This window comes from Pseudomonas sp. 44 R 15 (assembly GCF_900004965.1).
Lineage (GTDB): Bacteria > Pseudomonadota > Gammaproteobacteria > Pseudomonadales > Pseudomonadaceae > Aquipseudomonas > Aquipseudomonas orientalis_A.
Map to the genome: position 1 here is coordinate 1 of NZ_CVTU01000114.1, position 23,858 is coordinate 23,858.

General features: G+C 59.1%; 27 protein-coding genes. 18 read left to right on the top strand and 9 right to left on the bottom strand.

All coding sequences use genetic code 11. From position 1 onward, the window contains the following. The 4 genes from BFP93_RS22515 to BFP93_RS22530 all read left to right on the top strand — a co-directional run. A partial coding sequence (locus BFP93_RS22515; RefSeq protein WP_065892591.1) for a ribonucleotide-diphosphate reductase subunit beta occupies positions 1 to 1,104 on the top strand: 1,104 nt, incomplete at its 5' end. Between the two features lie 317 nt (positions 1,105 to 1,421). Further along, entirely contained in the window at positions 1,422 to 2,000 is a 579-nt protein-coding gene (locus BFP93_RS22520; RefSeq protein ID WP_065894992.1) for a BRO-N domain-containing protein, read from the top strand. Positions 2,001 to 2,099: 99 nt separating this feature from the next. Continuing rightward, complete coding sequence (locus BFP93_RS22525) at positions 2,100 to 2,813, top strand: HNH endonuclease (protein ID WP_065894993.1); 714 nt, start codon at positions 2,100 to 2,102, stop codon at positions 2,811 to 2,813. Positions 2,814 to 2,885: 72 nt separating this feature from the next. Further along, entirely contained in the window at positions 2,886 to 3,533 is a 648-nt protein-coding gene (locus BFP93_RS22530; RefSeq protein WP_065887762.1) for an HAD-IB family hydrolase, read from the top strand. A 123-nt stretch (positions 3,534 to 3,656) separates the two neighbouring features. On the opposite strand, the gene BFP93_RS22535 is transcribed toward BFP93_RS22530, so the two are convergent. The 3 genes from BFP93_RS22535 to BFP93_RS22545 form a co-directional block, all read right to left on the bottom strand. Beyond that, positions 3,657 to 3,944 (bottom strand): type II toxin-antitoxin system RelE family toxin, encoded by a 288-nt coding sequence (locus BFP93_RS22535; protein WP_370737809.1) that lies wholly within the window; start codon positions 3,942 to 3,944, stop codon positions 3,657 to 3,659. Continuing rightward, the gene (locus BFP93_RS22540) at positions 3,934 to 4,221 is read right to left on the bottom strand and encodes a type II toxin-antitoxin system Phd/YefM family antitoxin (RefSeq protein WP_065894994.1); all 288 of its coding nucleotides are present in this window, start codon (positions 4,219 to 4,221) and stop codon (positions 3,934 to 3,936) included. Before BFP93_RS22540 ends, BFP93_RS22535 begins: the two co-directional genes overlap by 11 nt. A 253-nt stretch (positions 4,222 to 4,474) precedes the next feature. Then, the gene (locus tag BFP93_RS22545) at positions 4,475 to 5,434 is read right to left on the bottom strand and encodes a LysR family transcriptional regulator (protein ID WP_065894995.1); all 960 of its coding nucleotides are present in this window, start codon (positions 5,432 to 5,434) and stop codon (positions 4,475 to 4,477) included. Positions 5,435 to 5,627: 193 nt separating this feature from the next. Between BFP93_RS22545 and argH the strand changes: the two genes are divergently transcribed. The 7 genes from argH (at position 5,628) to BFP93_RS27860 (ending at position 12,488) form a co-directional block, all read left to right on the top strand. Beyond that, positions 5,628 to 7,055, top strand: coding sequence for an argininosuccinate lyase (argH, locus tag BFP93_RS22550; protein ID WP_065894996.1), 1,428 nt, complete (start codon positions 5,628 to 5,630; stop codon positions 7,053 to 7,055). A gap of 169 nt (positions 7,056 to 7,224) precedes the next feature. Beyond that, positions 7,225 to 8,103, top strand: a complete 879-nt coding sequence (locus tag BFP93_RS22555; protein ID WP_065894997.1) for an amino acid ABC transporter permease — start codon at positions 7,225 to 7,227, stop codon at positions 8,101 to 8,103. A 25-nt stretch (positions 8,104 to 8,128) separates the two neighbouring features. Beyond that, positions 8,129 to 8,893: an amino acid ABC transporter ATP-binding protein gene (locus BFP93_RS22560; protein ID WP_065887758.1), complete on the top strand. Its 765-nt coding sequence runs from the start codon at positions 8,129 to 8,131 to the stop codon at positions 8,891 to 8,893. 25 nt (positions 8,894 to 8,918) lie between these two features. Beyond that, positions 8,919 to 9,740: an ABC transporter substrate-binding protein gene (locus tag BFP93_RS22565; protein WP_065894998.1), complete on the top strand. Its 822-nt coding sequence runs from the start codon at positions 8,919 to 8,921 to the stop codon at positions 9,738 to 9,740. 88 nt (positions 9,741 to 9,828) lie between these two features. After that, the gene (locus BFP93_RS22570) at positions 9,829 to 10,998 is read left to right on the top strand and encodes an MFS transporter (protein WP_065887776.1); all 1,170 of its coding nucleotides are present in this window, start codon (positions 9,829 to 9,831) and stop codon (positions 10,996 to 10,998) included. Positions 10,999 to 11,052: 54 nt separating this feature from the next. Next, positions 11,053 to 12,000, top strand: a complete 948-nt coding sequence (locus BFP93_RS22575; protein ID WP_065894999.1) for a hypothetical protein — start codon at positions 11,053 to 11,055, stop codon at positions 11,998 to 12,000. A gap of 107 nt (positions 12,001 to 12,107) precedes the next feature. Continuing rightward, entirely contained in the window at positions 12,108 to 12,488 is a 381-nt protein-coding gene (locus BFP93_RS27860) for a helix-turn-helix domain-containing protein (protein ID WP_083205712.1), read from the top strand. Here the strand turns inward: BFP93_RS27860 and BFP93_RS22585 are convergent. The 4 genes from BFP93_RS22585 to BFP93_RS22600 form a co-directional block, all read right to left on the bottom strand. Continuing rightward, positions 12,418 to 12,975, bottom strand: coding sequence for an AAA family ATPase (locus BFP93_RS22585; protein WP_065895001.1), 558 nt, complete (start codon positions 12,973 to 12,975; stop codon positions 12,418 to 12,420). The two genes, BFP93_RS27860 and BFP93_RS22585, sit on opposite strands and share 71 nt — an antisense overlap. A gap of 136 nt (positions 12,976 to 13,111) precedes the next feature. Then, entirely contained in the window at positions 13,112 to 14,563 is a 1,452-nt protein-coding gene (locus tag BFP93_RS22590; RefSeq protein WP_065895002.1) for an amidase family protein, read from the bottom strand. A gap of 199 nt (positions 14,564 to 14,762) precedes the next feature. Continuing rightward, a complete protein-coding gene (locus BFP93_RS22595; protein ID WP_176717577.1) occupies positions 14,763 to 15,500 on the bottom strand; it encodes a hypothetical protein in 738 nt (245 codons plus the stop codon). A gap of 108 nt (positions 15,501 to 15,608) precedes the next feature. Then, positions 15,609 to 16,667: an MBL fold metallo-hydrolase gene (locus BFP93_RS22600; RefSeq protein WP_065895003.1), complete on the bottom strand. Its 1,059-nt coding sequence runs from the start codon at positions 16,665 to 16,667 to the stop codon at positions 15,609 to 15,611. 121 nt (positions 16,668 to 16,788) lie between these two features. Here BFP93_RS22600 and BFP93_RS22605 point away from each other — a divergent pair, with 121 nt between their 5' ends. The 3 genes from BFP93_RS22605 to BFP93_RS22615 all read left to right on the top strand — a co-directional run bounded on the left by BFP93_RS22605 (position 16,789) and on the right by BFP93_RS22615 (position 19,605). Further along, a complete protein-coding gene (locus tag BFP93_RS22605) occupies positions 16,789 to 17,409 on the top strand; it encodes a TetR/AcrR family transcriptional regulator (RefSeq protein ID WP_065895004.1) in 621 nt (206 codons plus the stop codon). Between the two features lie 283 nt (positions 17,410 to 17,692). After that, complete coding sequence (locus BFP93_RS22610; RefSeq protein WP_065895139.1) at positions 17,693 to 19,012, top strand: methyl-accepting chemotaxis protein; 1,320 nt, start codon at positions 17,693 to 17,695, stop codon at positions 19,010 to 19,012. A 74-nt stretch (positions 19,013 to 19,086) separates the two neighbouring features. Further along, positions 19,087 to 19,605 carry a DUF1003 domain-containing protein gene (locus BFP93_RS22615; RefSeq protein WP_065895005.1) on the top strand — a complete coding sequence of 173 codons (519 nt, stop codon included), beginning with the start codon at positions 19,087 to 19,089 and terminating at the stop codon, positions 19,603 to 19,605. On the opposite strand, the gene BFP93_RS22620 is transcribed toward BFP93_RS22615, so the two are convergent. After that, positions 19,602 to 20,486: a LysR family transcriptional regulator gene (locus tag BFP93_RS22620; RefSeq protein WP_065895006.1), complete on the bottom strand. Its 885-nt coding sequence runs from the start codon at positions 20,484 to 20,486 to the stop codon at positions 19,602 to 19,604. The two genes, BFP93_RS22615 and BFP93_RS22620, sit on opposite strands and share 4 nt — an antisense overlap. A gap of 80 nt (positions 20,487 to 20,566) precedes the next feature. Between BFP93_RS22620 and BFP93_RS22625 the strand changes: the two genes are divergently transcribed. Continuing rightward, the gene (locus tag BFP93_RS22625; protein WP_065895007.1) at positions 20,567 to 21,274 is read left to right on the top strand and encodes a CTP synthase C-terminal region-related (seleno)protein; all 708 of its coding nucleotides are present in this window, start codon (positions 20,567 to 20,569) and stop codon (positions 21,272 to 21,274) included. Further along, positions 21,271 to 21,591 (top strand): antibiotic biosynthesis monooxygenase family protein, encoded by a 321-nt coding sequence (locus BFP93_RS22630; protein WP_065895008.1) that lies wholly within the window; start codon positions 21,271 to 21,273, stop codon positions 21,589 to 21,591. Before BFP93_RS22625 ends, BFP93_RS22630 begins: the two co-directional genes overlap by 4 nt. 45 nt (positions 21,592 to 21,636) lie before the next feature. Here the strand turns inward: BFP93_RS22630 and BFP93_RS22635 are convergent, their stop codons facing one another. Further along, entirely contained in the window at positions 21,637 to 21,960 is a 324-nt protein-coding gene (locus BFP93_RS22635; RefSeq protein ID WP_065895009.1) for a DUF2025 family protein, read from the bottom strand. Positions 21,961 to 22,192: 232 nt separating this feature from the next. Between BFP93_RS22635 and BFP93_RS22640 the strand changes: the two genes are divergently transcribed. Together BFP93_RS22640 and BFP93_RS22645 are read left to right on the top strand one after the other, a co-directional pair. Then, entirely contained in the window at positions 22,193 to 23,344 is a 1,152-nt protein-coding gene (locus tag BFP93_RS22640) for a glycerophosphodiester phosphodiesterase family protein (RefSeq protein WP_065895010.1), read from the top strand. A gap of 91 nt (positions 23,345 to 23,435) precedes the next feature. Beyond that, positions 23,436 to 23,744, top strand: a complete 309-nt coding sequence (locus BFP93_RS22645; protein WP_065887745.1) for a PepSY domain-containing protein — start codon at positions 23,436 to 23,438, stop codon at positions 23,742 to 23,744. Positions 23,745 to 23,858: the final 114 nt, after the last annotated feature.

The following is a 23,858-nucleotide window of genomic DNA, read 5'->3' on the forward strand; positions in this document are numbered from 1 at the left end:
AGTGATTCGGCCGCCATCGCACGCGCCAAGGCCGAACTGGACAAACTCGACGTCGCCGAAGGCCTCGCCGAACTCGAAGGCGCCTCCGCCCGCGTCGCCGTCGACGAAAAGCGCATGATCAACTGCCGCGCCGACCTCAACCAACTCGTGCCCTTCAAGTACGACTGGGCCTGGCAGAAATACCTCGACGGCTGCGCCAACCACTGGATGCCGCAAGAGGTCAACATGACCGCCGACATCGCCCTGTGGAAAAACCCCGAAGGCCTGACCGACGACGAACGTCGCATCGTCATGCGCAACCTCGGCTTCTTCTCCACCGCCGACTCCCTGGTCGCCAACAACCTGGTGCTGGCCGTGTACCGCCTGATCACCAACCCCGAATGCCGCCAGTACATCCTGCGCCAGGCCTTCGAAGAAGCGATCCACACCCACGCCTACCAGTACTGCATTGAATCGTTGGCCATGGATGAAGGCGAGATCTTCAACATGTACCACGAGATCCCATCGGTCGCTAAAAAAGCCGCCTGGGGCCTGAAGTACACCCGCTCGATCTCCGATCCGAAGTTCGAAACCGGCACCGTCGACACCGACAAAGAGCTGCTGCGCAACTTGGTTGCCTACTACTGCGTACTGGAAGGCATCTTCTTCTACTGCGGCTTCACCCAGATCCTGTCCATGGGCCGCCGCAACAAAATGACCGGCGTGGCCGAACAGTTCCAGTACATCCTGCGCGATGAGTCGATGCACCTGAACTTCGGGATCGATGTGATCAACCAGATCAAAATCGAAAACCCGCACTTGTGGGATGCCGAGATGAAGGAAGAAGCGACCCAGATGATCCTGCAGGGGACGCAGCTGGAGATTGAATATGCGCGGGATACCATGCCGCGTGGGGTGCTGGGGATGAATGCGGCGATGATGGAGGACTACCTCAAGTTCATCGCTAACCGTCGGTTGTCGCAGATTGGTCTTAAAGAAGAGTATCCAGGGACGACGAATCCGTTTCCGTGGATGAGCGAGATTATGGATTTGAAGAAAGAGAAAAACTTCTTTGAAACCCGCGTGATTGAGTATCAGACGGGTGGGGCGTTGAGCTGGGACTGATTTCCAAGCCAATTAACACTAAAGAGCCCTGACTTGTTCAGGGCTTTTTTATGCACGCTGACTTGAATAGGACCCCTCCTACAAGACGATCATCCATGGAAGGGTTGATGCGAATGTCGATGTTACCTAGGCTCATCCGCCGGTGCCTAAGAAACGCCCAACGTAGAAGCAAGCCTAACTCACACAGCAAAAATTCCGCTCGATGTCAGTCATGCGGAATTCACGCTGCAATGAGGCTTGGTCGGTTGGAGTTTCTTAAAACCCCACTCTCTACGCTGGGTTCTGGCCCTTCAGAAACCACGTAGAGGTCATAGGGAATGTCCAAACAACATCAATCCAACTTACCGGTCGCTGAAGAAGCAGTCGCGGCTGAACCGTTTATCGCCATTGTTTTCACTCGTCACAGTCTTCATTTACATACTCTTCTGCTGGAAAACCAACCTTGGTTCTGCGCTCGCGATCTTGGTCGTTTGATGGGATGGCGCTTGGATCAGCGAACGACTCGCAAGCTTGATGAAGATCAAAAAAGAACCATAAACCTGCTATTCCACGGTCAGCCGGAAGAAATGTTAATGATCAGTGAATCCGGCGCCTATGCATTACTGGTCTATCACTACATACCGGGAAACCGCTTACTACGTAGCTGGCTGACTCACGAAGTTGTTCCGACGTTGCGAGACAATCGCCAGGCACGAACGATGGAGCGCCCCTTATTGAGCATGCTGGATTGGCCCGAGATGTCGTTGAACCTGTTGCATTGGCAGGATGAGGGCTGGATTCGTCTTCGAGACATGCCGTATTTGCTGGTGAATAGAACCTACCGGAAAGAGACCGAGAACACGCCGTGGTGGCGCAAGCTCATACAATCGCTCCGAATCAGTCAGCGAGTCTACTGACATATTCGCCCGGCGTTTCCTACGGACAAGTAGGAAATTTCGTAGACGCCATAATGGCTACTCAGTATCGTCCGAGGGTTTTCCACCCTCGGCGGCTGCATGGACATTACGAAAGACAAAACGGATTGGAGCGACGCGGAGCTGGCAGCGGCGGTCGAGGCGTATCTAAAGATGTTGGCCTGGGAAAAGAGCGGCCAACTTTTCAACAAAGCCCTCGAGAACCGGCTTCTACGCGAAGGCCCGGTGGCAGGCCGTGCGAAGGGCTCCATCGAATTCCGTATGCAAAACATTTCCACCGTGCTGGTCCGTATGGGTTGGGATCGTATTGAGGGCTATAAACCCGCCAAGAACGTGGGCTCCGGCGTAGAGCAACGCATCCGCCACGCCCTCACTGCACAGGGCGTGTTCGAATCCGAAGACGCTGCCCAAACCGCCGATGAGCAAACGCTTATCCGCCGCGCGTCCAAACTGCAGCAGCAAACCTTCTCAAAACTCCCGGACGGCATTGCCCAACCGCAGAAGGTATCCACGTTCAGCACAGCCTTCGTTCGCGACCCGAAAGTACGCGCTTGGGTGTTGAAAGAAGCCAACGGCATCTGCGAAGGCTGCGGTTCAAACGCGCCGTTCGAGGTCGACGGACTACCATTTCTTGAAGTACATCACGTCAAGCACCTCGCCCAGAAGGGTTCGGATCGCATCAGCAATGCTGTAGCCTTGTGCCCCAATTGCCATCAGCGTTGTCACCGGTCGAGCGATCGGGAGGCTTTCACCGAAGGGCTTTACGCCAAAATCGGAAGATTGGCACGGGAGTAGACTCCTGCTGTCACACCTGATGCACATTCAAAAAATACTAGATAGGACCGAGGCCAACCCGTGAACCCAGACATGCTCGAAGCCGGCCCCATCGACGCCAAAGTACTCTCCGTCTTTGACTTCGACGGCACCCTCACCCACCACGACAGTTTCGTGCCCTTCCTCAAGTTTGCCTTTGGCACTGGCGCGTTTTATGGCCGGATGGTGAAGCTGGCCGTGCCGGGGCTGCGTTTTTTGGTGCGGCAGATCAGCCGGGATGAGTTGAAGGCGCAGTTGATTCGCACCTTTATGACCGGGGTGGAGAAGGCGTGGGTGCAGCAGAAGGCCGAGGAGTATTGCCAGCGCAATTGGGCGCGGTTGATGCGTCCGGCGGGGGTGTTGTCGGTGGAGCAGGAGTTGGGCTCGGGCGCGGTAGTGACGCTGTGTTCGGCGTCGCCGGCGTTGGTGTTGCAGCCATTTGCCGATCGGCTGGGGATCCGTTTGATCGGGACTGAGCTTGAGGTGGTGGACGGGGTGCTGACCGGTAAGCTCACGGGGAATAATTGCCGCTGTGAGAACAAGGTGCTGCGGCTTGAAGCGGTGTATGGGGACCTGGGGGAGTATCGGCTCAGGGCCTGGGGCGATACGCGTGGGGATCGGGAGTTGCTGGCGGCGGCGCAGGATGCGCATTTTCGGCATTTTCATGCGAAGAAGAAAAGGCGGGCTCGGTTGCAGCGGTGATGCGGCGTCTAGACGAACAGCGAAAAGCTTTCCGGCCCCTCAACTTTCTGAAATAGCCGGGTGAACTCTACCACCGGGTTACGTAGCGTACGGAGGGGCTGTGAAACAGACCTCGTCGGTTGCTTATCGGCTCTTGGCCGAATCGTAGACAGTGCTACGTTCCCGCTTACCCACCGCTAATACGAGGATGACTATTCGATCGCCTTCAACACGGTAGACCGGCCGAAAGCCGGCACCACGTAATTTGATTTTGTAGCAATCCTTCATTCCATAAAGCGCGTCAGCTGGAACCCGCGGGTGATCTTGGCGCTCCTGAAGTTTGCGCAAAAACTGATGACGAATTGTACCGTGCAGCTTCTTGAGTTCCTTTAACGCCTTCGGATCCCACTCAATACTAAACTCAATGCCCATTGGCGATATCCGCCTCTGCCTCAGCAATCAGCTCATCAAGGGACACCCGAATCGGTGCCTCCTTGGCGTCCAGCCTCTCCTTGACCAATTGCACCAGTTCCAGCTCATCAAGGCGCTCAACCATCGCCTCGTATACGCTAGCCGGGACCATATAACCCATCACGCGATTATGGTTGAGGACAGCCACCGCCGAGCCGTTGGCTCCGTTCATGACGGATGAAGGGTTCTTTTTGAGTTCGGATACGCTGACGGCCACGTCAGCCAAAACAAGTTGCATGGAGATCTCTCCTTTTAAAACAGGTCGTTATTTTGGTCTTTTTTCGATTACCCACAAGCGGCTGACGGAGAGGTTCCTTGAAGTGATTTGTGTGATGCATAGACACCCTCCTACGGGATGTTGAAGACAATAGGCTTGCCGCCTATGCAGAAAATATGTCGCTACACATAGCGCGCTCGCCAGCTAGAACGCGGTGATCCCATCGCTGCCTCGCTGAAGCTCCACCCCTCCCACATTTGATCTTTGACTGGGCTTAGAGCGGCGTCTTCAGGTCCACGCCCAGCGCCGTGGCGAAGGCTTTGACCATCGGGCTTCTTGGCGCGTTGTGGCGCAGGATCAGGTTGAACGCGGTGCTCAGGTGGACCCGCTCCGGGCATAGGGCACGCAGGCGCCCTTCCCTTACCAACGGCGCGGCGTAGTGTTCCGGCAGAAAGCCCAGGAAGCGGCCGGTGAGGATCAGGATGGCGACGGCTTCCACTTGGGAGGCTGAGGCGGACTGGCTGTCGTGGTTGACGAAGTTGGGCTTGTCGCGGTGGATGGCGTAGCGGTGGTTGACCACTTCGTATTGGCGCAGTACCTCGGGCGAGATGTCGTTTGCGGTAAACAGCGGATGTCCTACGGCGCAGTAGGCGTGGGCCTTTTCTTCGTAGAGTGGGAAGTAGTCGAATTCTTCGCGACGTTGGTACACCGGGACGATGCCGGCGACCAGGCGCCCTTCCACGACGCCGCGCTCAACTTCATCCAATTGCGAGGCGTGCAGGCGCAATCTGATCTTTGGCGATTCGCTGTGCAAGGTGCGCAAGGCGGCAATAAGCGGCGAGTTAATGTCGGAGACGGTGTTATCAATAACGCCCACACTAAGGTCACCAATCAGCTCGTTTTGCGCTGAACTAAGCTTGTCGCGAAAACTGTCCACTGAGGTAAATAACTCAATGGACGCTTGATACACCAACTTGCCTTCTTCGGTCAGCCCGAAGCCTTCCCGGCCCCGTGTGCACAGGCGCATACCGATGCGAATCTCGAGGTCGGAGATCTGTTTGCTGATGGCCGCCAGGCCCACGTTCAGCTCGTTCTGCGCGGCACTGAAACCGCCGGCCTCGACCACGGCCATGAATACCCGCAGCAACTTGAAGTCCAGCCCGCTCAGTTGCAGCGGTGGTCGTGTGCCGGGTTTGGGGGGCAGGTTTCCAGAAGTGGAAAGTGGGGTTTCCATAATGCGCGTTGACCTCGAGTGCCATATTCAACAGGCTTGAACCCAATCCTTGAACATAGCCAGGCGGCGATAATGAACATAAACATCCGCCCTTGGCAACCTTGAATACGGCGCGTCAGACGCCGGTTCCAACGCGTTGAAATTTTCTTGTTACTGCCTCCGACTCTTCTAAAAACAAGCGTGAGGAATACCCATGTCCCAGCCCACCGACCGCCTTTGGGGCGCTCGTTTCAAGACCGGTCCGTCTGCGGCATTGGCCACGTTGTCACGCTGCCCCGAGCCTTATTTTCGCCTCACTCCCTACGATCTGGCCGGCTCCCGTGCCCATGCCCGTGAGTTGCAGCGCGCCGGGTTGCTGGATGAGTCGGAGACCCTGCGCACGCTGGAAGCCCTGGACCGTATCGGCGATGACTTCGCCGCCGGCCGCCTGCATCCAACCCTGGATGACGAAGACGTTCACACCTTTATCGAACGCGTATTGACCGAGCGCCTCGGCGCCCTGGGCGGCAAGCTGCGCGCCGGGCGTTCGCGCAATGACCAGACGGCCAACGACCTGCGCCTGTTCCTGCGTGACCATGCGCGCACCATCGCCACCGAGGTGCTGGGGTTGCAGCAGGCATTGGTCGAGCAGGCCGAGCAGCATATTGAGAGCATCTGCCCCGGCTTCACCCATCTGCAGCAGGCGCAGCCGATTGTGTTCGCCCACCACTTGCTGGCCCATGCGCAGTCGATGCTGCGCGATGTGCAGCGCCTGGTGGATTGGGATGCGCGTACGGCGTTGTCGCCCCTCGGCGCGGCGGCGATGGCGGGTTCGGCGATTGCACGCCAGCCGCAGTATTCGGCCAAGGAAATGGGTTACACCGGGCCGTGCGAAAACTCCATCGACGCTGTCGCCAGCCGCGACCATGTCGCGGAGTTTCTGTTTGTGGCGGGCATGCTCGGGGTGAATATTTCGCGGCTGTCGGAGGAGTTTTGCCTGTGGTCGTCGCGCCAGTTTCGCTGGGTGGTATTGGATGATGCCTACGCTACCGGTAGCTCGATCATGCCGCAGAAAAAGAACCCGGACATTGCCGAACTGGCGCGGGGCAAGGCCGGGCGTTTGATTGGCAACCTGACCGGGTTGATGTCGACGCTCAAGTCGTTGCCGCTGTCGTACAACCGTGATTTGAGCGAAGACAAGCACAGCGTGTTGGACAGCGTGGACACCTTGCTGTTGGTGTTGCCGGCGATGGCCGGGATGGTCGCGACCATGAAGGTGCAGGTCGACGAACTGCGGCGGCAGGCGCCGATGGGTTTTACCCTGGCCACTGAGGTGGCGGATTGGCTGGCCACCCGGGGCGTGCCGTTTAAAGAAGCACATGAGATTACCGGCGCGTTGGTGCAGGCCTGTGAGAAGCATGAGATTGAGTTGTGGGAAGCCTCGCCGGCGATGCTGGCGCAGGTGAATGCGCGACTCACACCTGAGGTGCGCGATTGCTTGACCCTGGAGGCGGCGATTGCGGCGCGCAGCGGGTGGGGCGGGACGGCACCGGAGCGGGTGAAGGAGCAGATTGGGCGGTTGAAGGTGGCGTTGGCTGAGCAGCAGGTATGGGCTGGGAGTTATCAGGGATTCAGGATTTGACGATCGTTCCCACGCTCTGCGTGGGAATGCATCCCGTGACGCTCCGCGTCGCCACATTATGCGCGGGACGCGGAGCGTCCGGGGCGGCATTCCCACGCAGAGCGTGGGAACGATCAGCACGCTCTGCGTGGGAACGATCAGCATCAAGCAAAATTTTTGGAGAATCACCATGAACCAAACCCCGGCCGAGCGCTTGGAGATAGAGCGCAAGTTGTCCGAGAATCAGTTCGATATCACGCAGTACGAGCACGTACCGCGGCGTTATTACGGGCGGATGTTTTTTGCCACGTTGATCGTGATTGCGTTGGCGGCGCTGTTGCGTGCGTTTGCCGATGGTCAGATCGAATGGTCCTACATCGGGCAGTTCCTGACGTCTGAAGCCATTCTTTGGGGCCTGGCCAATACCATCATCATGTCGATCCTGGCGATGGCGCTGGGCGTGATCATCGGGGTAATCACGGCAATCATGCGCATGTCGGCCAACCCGATCCTGCGCTACGTGGCGATCACTTACACCTGGTTGTTTCGCGGTACTCCGTTGATTCTGCAACTGCTGTTGTGGTTCAACCTGGCGCTGATCTTCCCGGTGATCGCCATTCCCGGCCTGTTCAGCCTCGACACCGTCGACCTGATGACGCCGTTCGTGGCCGCCCTGCTCGGCCTCAGCATCAACCAGGGCGCCTACACCGCCGAGGTGGTGCGCGCCGGGCTGTTGTCGGTGGACACCGGCCAGTACGAAGCGGCCAAGTCGATCGGCATGCCGAGCCTGCAGGCGCTGCGCAGGATCATTCTGCCGCAGGCCATGCGCGTGATCATTCCGCCGGTAGGCAACGAGTTCATCAGCATGGTGAAAATGACCAGCCTGGCCAGCGTGATCCAGTATTCGGAGCTGCTGCACAACGCGCAAAACATCTACTACGCCAACGCGCGGGTCATGGAGCTGCTGATGGTGGCCGGCATCTGGTACCTGGCGGTGGTGACGGTTCTTTCCTTTGGTCAAAGCCGCCTCGAGCGTCGTTTTGCCCGCGGCGCCGGCAAGCGCTCGTAAGTCTGGGTTGAGGAGATTTGCCCCCATGAGAAGCATCGTCAAGGCCGTCAACCTGAACAAGTATTACGACCAGTATCACGCGCTGCGCGACATCAATATCGAGGTCGAGCAAGGCGAAGTGATGTGCATCATCGGCCCATCCGGCTCGGGTAAAAGCACCCTGCTGCGTTGCGTCAACCAGTTGGAAAAAATCGACAAAGGCGGCCTGTGGGTCGACGGCGAACTGGTCGGTTACCGGGTGGTCGGCAACAAGCTGCACGAGATGAACGAAGTGCAGATCGCAAGGCAGCGCCTGGCCACCGGCATGGTGTTCCAGCGTTTCAATTTGTTCCCGCACATGACCGTGCTGCAAAACATCATCGAAGGCCCGTGCCAGGTGCTCAAGCGCTCGCCCAAGGAGGCCACCGAGGATGCGCTGGAGTTGCTGGCCCGCGTGGGCCTGGCGGACAAGCGCAATGCCTACCCGGTGGAGTTGTCCGGCGGCCAGCAGCAGCGTGTGGCGATCGCCCGCGCGTTGGCGATGCGCCCCAAGCTGATGCTGTTTGACGAACCCACGTCAGCCCTCGACCCGGAGCTGGTAGGCGAAGTGCTGTCGGTGATGCGCGATCTGGCCACCACCGGCATGACCATGATCGTGGTCACCCATGAGTTGGGCTTTGCCCGTGAAGTGTCCAACCGCATGGTGTTTATGGATGCCGGCCAGATTGTGGAAGCCGGCAGCCCCGAAGACATTCTAATAAGCCCACAAAACCCGCGTACCCAAAGCTTTATTTCTGCCGTTCGCACTTAACTAAAAAACTAACGAGAACGCCCCCATGAAAAAGATGTTTATTCCTTCGTTGCTCGCCGGCCTGATGGCTTCCAGCGCGGTGTTCGCGGCCTTGCCCGCAGCCATCAAGGACAAGGGTGAAATCAGCGCAGCCATCGTGCCGAACTACCCGCCGATGGATTTCAAGGACCCGGCCACCAATAAGCTCACCGGCTTTGACTTCGACCTGGGCAACGCCCTGGCCGAACGTCTGGGTGTGAAGATCAAGTGGCAGGAAACCGGGTTCGAGCAGATGCTCAGCGGCCTGACCACCAAGCGCGTCGACATCGTGCTGTCGGGCATGAGCGACACCGCCGAGCGTCAGAAATCGGTGACCTTTATCGACTACTTCACCAGCGGCCCGCAGTTGTACACCCTGGCCAAGCGTGAAGAGATCAAGGAATTGACTGACCTGTGCGGTAAAAAAGTCGGCACCAGCCGCCGTACCACCTGGCCTTCGGAAATTGCCGCGTGGAGCAAGGAAAACTGCGAAGCCGCAGGTAAGCCGGCGATCGTGGTGATCGGCACCGAAGGCTCGGCCGATGCGCGCGCGCAGTTGCAGCAGAACCGTCTGGATGCGGCGATGCAGGGCAGCGAGACGATTCCTTATCTGATGTCGCTGGACAAGGGCAAGTACAAGCCGGTGGGGCTGGCGATTTCCAAGCAGTTCACCGGGCTTGGGATCGAGAAGAGCAATACTGAGTTGGTCGCCGCGATCAGTGAAGCATTGCAGGGCATGATCGATGACGGGACCTACGGCAAGATTTTGAAGAAGTGGGATCTGGAGCAAGGTGCGGTCGAGAAGATCAGCATCAATGCGGGCCAGTAGAAACGAGGTCTGAAAATGTGGGAGGGCAAGCCCCTCCCACATTGGATCTGTGTGTTCATAAGCAAAAACAAGGATGCTCTCCCCCACCGTGGCCACCTACTCCCTGGTAATTCGCCGCCTGTTGATTTGCTCGGTGACCATCGTGGTCAGCCGTTCCATGACCAGCCCACTGCTGGCCCTCTGGCTGAGTACCCGCCTGGGCCTCAACCAGCAGGACATCGGCCTGCTGATGGGCGTTGCCGTGTTTATCGCCACGTTGCTCGGTCTGTACGGCGGCTACATCATCGACCGCCTGGAAAAGCGCAAGCTGCTGATCCTGGCCATGCTCTCCAGCTCCATCGGTTTTCTGTTGCTAACGTTTGCCAGCAACCTCTACCTCACCACCCTGACCCTGGTGATCACTGAAGCCGCGTCGGCGCTGTTCCTGATCGGTTCCAAGGCGATCATCAGCGAAAACCTCGCGGTGGGTGAGCGCGCCAAAGTGTTTTCCCTGCGCTACACCCTGACCAACGTCGGCTATGCCACCGGCCCCATGGTCGGCGTGGTGATCGCCGGCCAACTGCCTTGGGCGCCGTTCCTGATCGCCAGCGCGATTGCTTTTGGCAGCCTGTTCCTGATGGTCGGCATTGCCCCGACCGCACGGGATACCCGTCATAAACCGCAAAGCTTTCTGCGCACCCTGCAGACCTTGCGCAGCGACCGCACGCTGATCCTCTTCACCAGCGGCAGTTTGTTGAGCACCATTGTCCACGGGCGCTACACCCTGTATCTGTCGCAGTTTCTACTGGTTGCCTACAAGCCCGCAGCCGCCTTGAAGATTCTGTCCGCCGTGCTGGCCTGCAACGCCATCACGGTGATTTTGCTGCAGTACCAGATTGGCCGTTTTCTCAAACGCGAGCAGTTACGCCACTGGATTGCGCTGGGCACCTTGCTGTTTATTCTCGGGTTGATGGGGTTCAGCCTGGCCGACAGCCTGGTCAGTTGGTGCCTGGCGATGTTCGTATTCACCTTGGGCGAGATGATTATCTACCCCGCAGAATTTCTGTTTATCGACACCATCGCCCCCGATGCACTGCGGGGCAGCTACTACGGCGCGCAGAACCTGGCGGCGTTTGGCGGAGCGATGAGCCCGGTGATGTGTGGGTACCTGCTGATCAATGCGACGCCGGCCAGCATGTTTTATGCCCTGGCGGCATTGACCGCCGCCGGCGGAACCCTGTGTTTCCTGAGTGGGCGACGGGTTGCAAGTTCTTGCTGATATTTGCGCAGGTTCTCGCTATTAATAGCCAAACCTCTCACGGACCCGAGCCCCATGAAATTCGACACGGCCTACAGCCTGAGTCTCGATGACAAGCTGTCGATCTATGACGTACGAGACCTGAATTTCGACGAAACCGCCGATTTCGATTCCGACACAGACCACTTTCTGTGCCCCAACGATGTCTGCCGCGCGGCGTTCGATACCGGCAATACCCTGAGTACGTTCAACGCAAAGAACCTCAACTACAAGCGCACGCCGCACTTCAAGAACAAGACCGGCACCCGGCATATCGAAGGTTGCCGCTACGCCAGCGTGCACCGGAACGCGACCGGAGAAAGCGATGACGATCGCGAGGAAAACTTCCCGTCGGAGTTTGTGCTGACGCGGCGTCAATACGAACGTAAGAGCCACCTGACAGGCACCGAGAACGTCGCCCTGCAAGAATCAACGAAGACCCCTTCAAATCGCGTCGCCACATCCCACGGCAACAACGACACCACCCCGGACAAAACCAGCGTATTCGCCCACCCGGTGGAGTGCTACGTGTCAAATATCGATGACAAGGACAAGCTCAAATCAATGCCGTTGAAAATCGGCGAGCACACGGCGACGTACTGGGCGTTCTTCAAAAAAATCGAATACCTGCAGGACAACAAGGGCCTGATCTACTGGGGCAGGATCAAGGCCATCAACGACTACACCAGCAGCTTTCGCATCGACTTCGAAAAGAAGGTATGGCTCGACAAAAAGCCCTACGCCGTCAACGTCTACCTGAGCAAAAAGCTCATCGAGCACTATCGCAAGCGCATGGCATTTCTGGAGCAGATCAAGGCCGCAGCTGCCAGCGAACAAGCGCTGTATTGCTTTTTCTATGGCGTCACGCCGCAGCTCAAGCACGTGCCGAGCAAGAAGAACCCCGAGCAGACGTTCGGGGTATTCAGTGCCGATATTGAAAACCTGGATCACCTGATCATTCGCGAGGCGCCCGGCGTGGAGTAGGCGCAAGCTGGAACGCCAGCCATTGCCCTGAGTTGATGAGCGGTAGGAACAACTGTATAAAAACACAGTATAGTTGTGCCTCCCCTGTCGAACCTGGAGAAATCCCCATGTCCTCTCTGGCAATGAGCTCTTTCGTAGAACAGCAGATCGTCCTTCATCAATTCACCGCCAAACACAGCGCCCAGGCCCGTGTCATGTTGGGCTGGAGCCGCGAAGAACTGGCCCGCCAGGCTGGCGTGGCGGTGCAGGCCGTTCAACAACTGGAGAGCCATGGCGATGTCGAGGATGAAACTCGACTGGCCCTGGCGTTTTGCCTGGAGGCCCAAGGGCTGGTGTTTTTCCCGGGGTTTGCACCCGGATGGGGAATGAGCAAACGCCGGTTCGACATCGTATCGGCCGAGCCTGCCACACCTGGCATTATCTCCCGGTTGCTGGGCTCACCCACTGCATCAATTGAGTCAACAACGCCTCAACCGAATGGCGCGTAGAGTCCAGCCGGATCACCGGGCAACTCAGTGGTTTCAACCAGCTTTCATGCCGACGCAAACTGCGCAGGCTGTGGTTGCCGTCGTCGTAACGCGCGGCCCAGTCAAGAAATGCCGCGCTGTTTGCATGGCGGCTGCCGCCTTCGAGTATCTGGTCGCCGTAGCGCTGCTGTTCTCGCACGCGCAGGCGATGCAGGCGGACGTCGGGGTCCAGGCGCAGAAAGACCACGTGGGTGAACAGCGGGATCATGGTATCCCCCCATCCGCATAGCGAGCCGGACAACACCCAACCTTCATGGCGTGCGGTGTGTTCCTGCAGCAGGCGGATGCGCTCACCTTTGGGTCGGGCAGCAGAGAACGGCTCCGGGGTTTGCTGCCAGTAATAGAAGTCCGAGTCGAAAAAGGCCACATTCAGGCAGTCGGCCAACGCCTTGCCCAGGGTGGACGTACCGGCGCCCGCAGCGCCAAGGATGTGAATTCTACAGGCCATGGTTTTCTCTCCATGACATTGAGTTCAAGCCACGCCGACGTTGGGCCAGCAGTGGCGCAGCTCTATGCATTATTTGTCGGTTGACCACAGAGGGACAACCTCTGCCGTATGCCATCGGGCAGAGGTTGGATCACATTCAGACGTTGCCTGCAGGTACCTCAGCGGCGTTATCTACCGTTACGGGTGCCGGCGTAAACGGAGTGCCGGGGAGGAATGCCGGTTTTTTGATCGCCTGTGTGGCTTGCTCATAAACGTAGGCAGCCGACAGTAATGTCGCCTCGCTGTTAGCCGCCCCGTAAAGGTAAAGTGCAGTTGGCATACCTTCGTCATCCATGCCGGACGGAACGGACATTCCGGGGTAGCCTGCCGCTGCGGTGAAAAAATAATTGTTCGAGAGGAAATTCGACACCATGGCGTCGAGCTTGTGCTCTTTCATCGGATCATCGATGGTTTTCTGAAAAAGAGGGAGGACGCTCTCCCACAGCTCATCGCGCTGGTCCTGAGTCGTTTCCAGGCCATTGATAATCTCAAGCAGCTTGTGATCAGGCTCACCCGGTTGCTGGGTACGCTGATTGAATGCAATCAGATCGCTAATCGATTTGACCGGCAAGCCTTCGCGTCCGGCGAGATACTCTTCCAAGTGATGCTTGACGTCTGAAAACAACGCTTCGTTGTAATCGCTGTAGGTTTGCTCTTCGACGCCCTCCTCGAGGGTGCCGACGGGCACCAGGATCGCACCTTGAGACCGCAGCACCTCAAGCGCCTCTGCGTAATGCTTGCTGTCGGCGCGCTTCGCGGGGTCCTTTGCATCCTCTTCGGACAATTCAGGCACCGGCGTGTAGCCGATGCGCTTGCCCTTCAACGCATCGGAGCGCAGGCCTTCGGTGTACACACGGGTCTCGGCCATGGCGTTGAGCGCTTCTGCCGCGTCGCAGACATTGCGGGTGAATGTGCCAATCGTATCCATGCGTGAACTGGTCATGACACCTTCGTTGCTCAGCAAGCCTACGGAGGTTTTCAAGCCAAAAACGCCGTTATAAGCCGCTGGCGTAATGACCGATCCGCTGGTTTCCACCCCCAACGCCAGCGGTACATGCCCCTGTGCAACTGCCACGGCGGAGCCTGAACTCGACCCTGCTACCACCCCGCCCAGGCGATGTGGGTTCAGCGTTTGGCCGCCTCGCGAACTCCAGCCATCCACGGGCAGTTCAGAGCGGAAGTTGGCCAGTTCGCTCATGTTGGTTTTACCGACAACCACCACCCCCGCCCCCAGCAAGTTGTCCACAACCCTGGCATTTTTAGTCGCCGCCTTTCCCACCAAAGCCCTGGAACCACCGCTTGTTTGCATACGGTCCCTGGTTTCGAACACGTCCTTGAGGGCAATGGGAACGCCGTGCAAATACCCGCGCACATGGCCTCTTTTACGTTCCAGATCGCGAGCCCTGGCGTCGTTGAGGGCATCCGGGTTGGTTTCTACAAACGCGTTACCGCCCTGCAGGCCACGGTCAATATTAGCGATTTGTCTGAATGAGTCCTTCACCAGCGACTCTGAGGTGACCCCGCCCTGGCTGGCCATCTCCCCTGCCATTTGACAGGCGCCTTTGAAGCCCTGCGGCGGATTTGAAAGTTCTTGCAACAGGCCTGACGCCCACCCACCTGCCGAAACGGGTCCGATCATGAAATACCCCTGTAAGTGACTGAATGAGGGTTATCTTGCGATAACCCGACAGCAGTCTAAGAGGTCGTTCCGGCAGCGCTGTACAGGCTAATCCTACCGCCCGGTATGATCATTCCATAGCCGCTGTAGGTGCGCGGGGTGATATCAGCTGAGCATAAGTTCGCAGCACAACCGTCACCCGCTCACTTGCCCAGCGAGCCCCATAAAACCAGAGCCTGGCCCCGTCTTCCAGTGCCTGGCAACCACTGGGGTAGCCGCTTCTGCAGGCGGCATGAAACGCCTGGCTTTGCTCGTCTGATATCAAGGCATCCAGACGATGGCGGGTCGCAAGCTCATCAATGGCCGTGCCGGATTCAAGCGGGTCGCTCGTACACTGCGCGTCCACTGCCACCAACTGCACGCCCGCTTGGCGCAGGATGACGAACGCTCGCTGCAGGGTCGCACTGTGGTCGGCAGGTTCGATATGACCACCGCGTACATAGCGGCTGGCATAACCGATACGCCACCCCTCCAGTACCAGGGATGCACGCGAAGCACTGTTGTTTTGCACCAGGGGGACTTCAACCATCACAGGCTCAGTGGGGTCGACACCACTGATGGCGATCAGTGATAAAGCCGGGTCGCGCGGGGGTTTGATCATGGGCGCCAACGCATTGTAGCCGGGTATGAGCACCGCGCCCTCAGCGCGTGCGGTACCGAAGACGATAGCACCGGGGTTGGTGTTATCGGTATGCGCCGCCGTGGTGCTGGCAGAGCCAGGATCAACGCTCCCCTGCTCAACGGCGTGCGACGCCGCCGAGAAGCAGGGTATGCCCAATCGCCATAGTTTCTTGCAGTCGTCGCTCATGACAACGTCTCCCCGAAATTAAATTTCCGAGGGATCATCGCACTCCCTTCCGACGTTTGTCGCAGCGTTGAAACACCCTGAAAATACCTTTTTCCACACGCTCTTCAATTAGCCCGCAGCGTGTTCTTTTGCATCATGACTCTCTACTTCCAGCCACCACGCATGCCCTCGCTCGGGCTGGCTGAGCCTGAAAGCCTGCCCCATGGCCGGGGTGGTGATCGACACATTGCGTTCCCAGGCCAGCGCCATGATGCGGTCGAACGGCTCGTGCCAGGCGTGGAACGCCAGGTCGAACGTACCGTTGTGAATCGGTAGCAGCCAACGGCCCTTGAGGTCGATATGCGCCTGCAATGTCTGCTCCGGCTGCATATGCACGTGAGGCCAGTCGACGTTGTAGGCCCCGGTCTCCATGAGGGTCAGGTCAAACGGTCCGTATTGCTCGCCGATCCGCTTGAAACCGTCGAAATACCCCGTGTCGCCGCTGAAAAAAATCCGCCGCGCGTCATCGATCATCACCCAGGAACACCACAGGGTCTGGTTGCCATCAAACAGGCCACGCCCGGAAAAATGCTGCGCCGGCGTGGCAACAAAACGAATGCCATCGACCTCGGTGCCCTGCCACCAGTCCAGTTGCCGCACTTTATCGGCATCCACACCCCATTTGATCAGCGTGTCTCCCACGCCCAAAGGCGCCAGGAAGTAGCGCGTCTTGTCGGCCAGTTGCACGACCGCCGCGCGGTCAAGGTGGTCGTAGTGATTGTGGGACAGGATCACCGCCTCCAACGGCGGCAACTCTTCAAGGCTGATAGGCGGCTGGTGGAAACGCTTGGGGCCGGCCCAACTGAACGGCGAGGCGCGCTCGGCGAATACCGGGTCGGTGATCCAGAACTTACCGCGCATTTTCAGCAACACGGTTGAATGGCCCAGGCGGAACACACTGTGGTCAGGGGCGGCCATCAGGTGTTCGCGGGTCAGACGCTGTACCGGGATATTGCCCACAGGCCTTGTAGTACGCGGTTTGTTGAACAACATGTTCCAAAAGATACGCAAGGTCTTGCCAAAGCCACCGTGCGGCACCGGCGCATCGTTATGAAAATGCCCCTGCTCCCGCTCGGCAGGCTTGCGCGCAGTGGGTGCGGGATCGAGACGGGTTGAAAGGGTGCCCATTACACAGTGACTCCTACGTCTGCTGATGAATTACACTGCACAGTGTAGTTTCTACATTGCAACAAAATCCTGAACAAGTAAACTACCGAGTGTAACTTCATCTTCGAGCCGAACGCCCTCCATGAATGCCTCCCCACGCCTCACCGACCGTAAACGCGAAGCTATCGTAACGGCGGCCATTGCCGAATTTCGCGCCAATGGCTTCGAGGTCACCAGCATGGACAAGATCGCCGCCACTGCCGGGGTTTCCAAGCGTACGGTGTACAACCACTTCCCCAGTAAAGAAGAGCTGTTTGCCGAAATCATGCACAAATTGTGGGCCAGCAGCGCCGCGCAACTGGATGTGGCCTACAGCCGCGACCAACCCTTGCGCGATCAATTGCGCCAGTTGCTGGAAGCGAAAATGAAGATGATGTCGGATACCAACTTCCTCGACCTGGCGCGCGTGGCCATTGCGGCCACCATTCATTCGCCGGCACGTGCCCAGGACATGGTCAACCGCCTGAGCGCCCGTGAAGAAGGCTTTACCCTGTGGATACGCGCCGCCCAGGAAGACAGCCGGCTGAGTGGCGACGACCCGGCGTTCGCCGCCCACCAGGTACAAAGCCTGCTCAAGGCCTTCGCATTCTGGCCGCAGATTACCCTTGGCCAACCTACCCTGGATGCAGCGTCCCAGGCCAATGTGATCGAATCGGCAATCGATCTGTTCCTGGCAGGTTATGAGGTCAATGCTCACCGCTGACGGTACGCCGTCCGGCCTGAGTCGTCTTACAACGCTTCGTCTGAATTTTATTCCCCCAGCCTGCCGCGATAGCATAATGCCGCCATTGGTCGCATGGTCATGAAATACGCCCCCAAAGCGGCGAACTTCTCGGCCGGCCGATCACTCTGAACCCGTTGTTCCACCCCTCTGTCAGCACAAGGAAGCTGGCAATGAGCAAGTCAACCGTGAGGCCCAGATGCCCTACGGGGTCAGGCGCATCTACATGGAATCCTCATACGCATGCCTGCTCGAGCTTCCGACCATGCTATTCAATGCTTACAAAAAAACCATCACCGCCTTGCAACACACCAATGCCCAACAAGCCAGCCTGCTGGACGCGATCGAGCGCTCCATGGCGGTCATCGAATTCGACACGCAGGGCACGGTGCTGCGCGCCAATGACAATTTCCTCAAGACCATGGGCTATCGCGCCGAACAGATCCTGGGCCAACCCCACCGCCTGTTCTGCACACCGGCGTTCGCCCGTAGCGCAGAGTACAACCAGCTGTGGACGCATCTACGCAACGGCCAATTCGAGTCGGGCACCGTTGAGCGAGTGGGCGCCAATGGCCAATCGGTGTGGCTGGAAGCCAGTTACAACCCGGTAAAGGATGAAACCGGCCGCGTGATCAAAGTGGTGAAATACGCGATGGACGTCACCCCACGCCTGCAGGCCGAAAGTGAAGCCAACGCCAAGCTGCAAGCCATCGACCGCGCCATGGCGATGATCGAGTTCAACCTCGATGGCACCATCATCACCGCCAATGCGAACTTCCTGCAGCGCATGGGCTACAGCCTGGCGCAGATCCAGGGCAAGCATCACCGCCTGTTCTGCACACCAGAGCTGGCCGGCAGCGCCGCCTACAGCGAATTCTGGAAACGTCTGAACCAGGGTGAACTGTTCAACGGCCAGTTCGAGCGCGTGGACAAACACGGCAACACGCTGTGGCTCGAAGCCAACTACAACCCGGTGTACGACGCCAGCGGGCGTCTGTGCAAGGTGGTGAAGTTTGCGTCGGACGTCACCGCCCGTGTGCAACAGCATGCCGCTGACGCGCAAAGCGCTGCGCAGGCGTATCACCTGTCGCTCAATACCCAGGACATGGCCGAAAAAGGCGCCGACGTGATTCAGAAAACCGCCACCGGCATGCGCGAAATCGCCGTGGATATTGACGCTTCCTCGCAACTGATCGCCAAGCTGGGCGAGCGCTCGCAACAGATCACCACCATCGTCAACACCATTCGCGGGATCGCCGACCAGACCAACCTGCTGGCCCTCAACGCCGCCATCGAAGCCGCCCGTGCGGGCGAGCAAGGCCGTGGCTTTGCCGTGGTCGCCGATGAGGTCCGCCAATTGGCGGCGCGTACCAGCGGCTCCACGATGGAAATTTCCGGCATGATCGCCATGATCCAGGACGAAACCCGCCAGGCCATCGACAGCATGGACGCCACCCGCGACCGTGCGGCCCAGGGCGTGGAGCTGGCCAACCAGGCCGGTACGGTGATCCTGCAGATTCGTGAAGGCACCAGCGAGGCCGTGCAGGCGGTGAGCGCGTTCGCCAACGAGCGGGGCAATCGCTGACGGCTTCTTCATGTGCCTGGCCGGGAGGCTCGGTCTATAGTGCGTAAGCCTTACGCCCTCGACTCGAGCCTGCCATGACCTCAGATAAACCCGACCCGATCCCTGTCGACCACCTGCGCTTCCATCGCCACCACGCTCACCTGGCGCCGACCTTTGGCAACGATACCTTTGCCCTCAAGGCCGAAGCCTTCGCGCGCTTCTTTGGCACCCCAACGTTCCTTGGCGCGCAAACCGCCATTGTGGTGCTGTGGGTGGTGCTGAACGCGACCGGCATCACCCACTTCGACGTCTACCCCTTCATCCTGCTCAACCTGGCCTTCAGTCTGCAATCGGCGTATGCCGCGCCGCTGATCCTGCTGGCCCAGACGCGCCAGGCGGCGCGCGACAAAGCCCAGTCCGACGCCGACGCGCAGCACCGCGAAGCCCTGGCCACCGCCAATACCGCACGCCAGGCCCAGGCGGAACAGACCACCCAACAGCTGCTGGAACTGTTGGAGCAGAACACGCGGTTGACGCAAATGACCAAACAGCTGACCGAGCGTATCGAAACCCTGACCAGTGAAATGCATGAGCACTTTGTGCGCAAAACCTAACGGCGCAGCCAGCGCACGTGTCGCCCCAGCTCATCAAACAGCGTCACCACCGAACGCAACGCCCGGCAATCAGGGCGCGTCAACAGCCACAGCGCCGTGTCATGTCCTGCCAAAGCGGGGCCCAGGCGTTGCAAGCCATCGTCTATCAGGAAATCCGGCAACGCCGCCACCCCAAGCCCGGCGCGTACCAATTCCGTCACCGACTGCATGCTGTTGCAGCGATAACCGGGGCGCACGCCCGGCAGATGCTCACGGCGCCAGGCCACGGTGGGGTGGTCGGGCAAGAAGTCATCCGGCGCGATCCAGGTCAGGTCGGCGAGTTCATGGCCTGCATGCCGACGGGCATAGTCGGCACTGGCGCACACCTGATACGTCACCGTGCCCAGGCAACGTCCGACAAGATGCTCCGGCGGGTTCCTGGTCAGGCGCAGCGCGATATCCGCATCGCGGCGGCTGAGGTTGGCGAAATCGTTGGAGGTGCTCAGCTCCAGGATCAACGCCGGATAGTCCGCCATGAAGCTGGCCAGGGCGGGTAGCAGCAAACCTTGCAGCACCGAGTCGGAACAGGTCAGGCGCACCGTGCCGCTGATCACTTCACCGCCCTGCTCCACACCGATGCGTGCAGCCTCCAGGGCAAGCTCTGCGCGCTCGGCCTGTTGCGCCAAGTGGTTGGCCAGACTGGTGGGCAGATAGCCGGCGCGGCTTTTTTCAAACAGCGGTTGGCCCAGGGCTGCTTCCAGGCGCCGTACCGCGCGGAACACCGTGGACACATCCACGCGCAGCAACCCCGCCGCCCGCGCCAGCGTGCCGCCACGCACCAGAGCGAGGACCAGCGACAGGTCGTTATAGTCGAGCTGATAGTGCGTGGCTGCATTGACCATGTGGGAAAACGCCAATATCGATTGCGTGAGCGCCAATCTATAGTGCCCACCAGGACACCACAAGCCATGGGATGCACACGATGAACGACACCCCGCTGCACCTCGCTCTGATCGGCGATTACAACCCCGACGTGATTGCGCACCAAGCCATCCCGGTAGCGCTGCAACAAGCGGCCCAAGCCCTGAAGCTTGACGTCAACCTGCACTGGCTCGGCACCGACACCCTCACCTCCCCGGCCTCGCTGCACAGGTTTGACGGCTTCTGGTGCGTGCCTGCCAGCCCTTATCGCGACATCGAAGGCGCGCTGCGAGCCATCCGCTTTGCCCGCGAGCAGCGGCGACCGTTCCTCGGCACCTGCGGTGGTTTTCAGCACGTGGTACTCGAATATGCCCGCAACGTGCTGGGATGGGCGAATGCCGAACACGGCGAGTTGGTACCGGACGCCGAACGCGCGGTCATTACGCCATTGAGCTGTGCGCTGGTGGAAGCCAGCGACACCGTGCGCCTGCTACCCAATACGCGTATCGCCCAAGCCTACGGCAGCCTGGATATCCACGAAGGTTATCGTTGCAGCTACGGTATCAATCCGCAGTTCGCTCACGCACTGCTCGACGGGGCGTTGATCCCCGGCGGCCATGACGCGGCTGGCGAGCTTCGCGCGATAGAGCTGCTGGGCCATCCATTTTTCGTCGCCACCCTGTTCCAGCCCGAACGCGCCGCCCTCAAAGGCACCACGCCGCCGCTGGCGATAGCCCTGCTCAAGGCGTGCCGGGAGGCCTCGGCATGATCGCCAAGACACCGCCGCCACCCTACTACGCGGTGATTTTCAGCTCACTGCGCACCGAGGGCGACCAGGGCTACGGTCAGGCCGCCACGCGCATGCTGGAACTGGCGCGTGAACAGCCGGGATTTCTCGGCGTGGAGTCGGCGCGGGAAGAGGGTTTGGGGATCACCGTGTCCTACTGGAGCAGCGAAGCGGCGATCCTGGCCTGGAAACAGCAGGCCGAGCATCGACAGGTGCGGGAGCAAGGGCGTTCCCTCTGGTACACCGCGTTTCAAACTCGCGTATGCAAAGTAGAACGCGACTACGCATTCCCGACGTGAGCCCCAGGCCCGCTCCCCCAGGTTGACCTGCACACAGGTGCAGGCCTAGCTGACCAGGCTACGCAACGCACTGATCTGCGGAATCTCGACCCGGCGCATATACACCCGCAACGGTTCGCTGATGTTGAGCCGGTCGTCGATATTCTGCTCCAGCAGTAACTGAATGCGCGCGCGCGACAGGATCATGCTGTGGTCGGCAGCCGGGACCCAGACGAACTCGGCGGTGGGAATGATGCCGTCATCGGCCACGTCCATGCCGAAGGCATCTTCGCTGAAACGCACGATGTACTGGCCAGTCTTGCGATTCAGGCCAACAAAACCGTGGAGTTGGTCGGCGGCCTGGCAGATAAGCTCGGAAGTGATGCGCATGGTAAACCTCACTGAAAAGTCCCACAGGGACTGGAAAGATGGTTTACACGCGTGGCAAAAAATACCGCCCTCTGACGGGGCAGCTGTGGCCAAGAGTACTGCAATACATCACAGAAAAACCCTAAAAGTTGGTCCGCGCGCAGGTTAATGTCGGTTTGGTGATAGCGCCTTTCGCAATCAATTGTTAAAAAGGACGCCTTCTCAAAGTTACCTCCACGAAAGGACTTCCCATATGCCTGTCACGTTAACCAACGGCCTGGTGCGCACCACGATAGGGAGTGCCGTGCTGCTGGCGCTGATGCTCGGCCTTGCTCCCGCACAGGCTGCCGACCCGATCAGCCCGGCTGAATTGGCGACAAACGAAGGCATCCCCTACCCTGCGGTGATCGCCCACCGTGGCGCGTCCTATGACGCCCCCGAGTCCACCGCCGCCGCTTACAAGGTCGCGCGCGACCTGGGCGCCGACTACCTGGAACTGGACCTGCAGCGCAGCAAGGACGGCGTATTGTTCGCCCTGCACGACAACAACCTGCAGCGCACCACCGACGTGGCGACCAAGTTCCCCGAGCGCAAAGACGCGCCGGCCAACGAATTCACTTGGAAAGAACTGCAAAGCCTTGATGCCGGCAGCTGGTTCAACGCAGCCTACCCGGACCGTGCACGCCCGGGTTTCGTCGGCCTGAAAATCCAGAGCCTGGATGACATCATCAAGATCGCCGAAGGCAATCCGCAACATAAGCCGGGCCTGTACATCGAGACCAAGGAGCCCAAGCAATTCCCGGGCATCGAAGCCGACCTGAAAAACAAGTTGCTCGACAAGGGCTGGTTGAGCTCCGCCGGCTCCAAGCTGGGCAAGAGCAACACCGGCGTCGGCCAGGGCAAGGGCCGTGTGGTGCTGCAAACCTTTGAGGTGGCCAGCTTGAAAGAACTGCAAAAAGAAATGCCCAACACGCCGAAGATCCTGCTGTTGTGGGTCGGTGAAGGCAGCATTGAGCCCAAGTCCAAGGTGACGTTCGCCGAATCCGGCGAGGCGACCAAAGCCGCCTATTACGCCAAGCAGGAACCGAAAGACGCGGCCGAATTCGAAAAATGGGTCGACCAGGCCAAAAGCCTCGGCGCCATCGGCACCGGCCCTTCGGCAGAACTGACCGACCATGGCGACCAGAGCTACACCGACCTGGTCAAGCCTGAGATGAACAAGCTGACCCACGACAAGGGCCTGTTGGTGCACGTTTACACCGTCGACGAGCCGGTCGACTTCGACAAGGTGATGAAGGCCGGCGTCGATGGCATCTTCACCAACCGTGCCGGCGAACTGTTGAAGTTCTACAAGCGCTGGCCGTCGTCCAGCGTGCAGGACCTGTTGAGCGATCATAAATACTGAGGCGTTGGTGTCAGTGAGCCATTAAGGATGAGTTAAGTTGCGCCGGTTAATCTGGCGCCACTTAAACAGCTCAACCAGAAGGACACACACCATGAAAACCCTGACCGCTTTGTTCGCCGCCACTGCCCTGACACTGACTGCGGGCCTGGCCCAGGCGGATATTCGCCCGGACCAGATTGAAGGCCTGCTCAAGTCCGGTGCCGTGATGCCATTCGAAAAACTGAACGCTGCGGCCGTGGCCAAACACGCTGGCGCAACGATCAACGACACCGAGTTGGACCACAACAACAGCGGCGTACTGGTCTATGAAGTTGACCTGACCGACACCGCCGGCAAGAACTACGAAGTGAAGCTCGACGCCAAGACCGGCGCTGTGCTGGAAGACAAACTCGATACCTGAGTTCAATCCAAAAAAACGCGCCACCTTCGGGTGGCGCTTTTTTTTGCCCTGCCAAAGATCAAATTCGCCCTACACCATGCAAGGTCGTTAAACTCACCGACATCGACCGAGCAC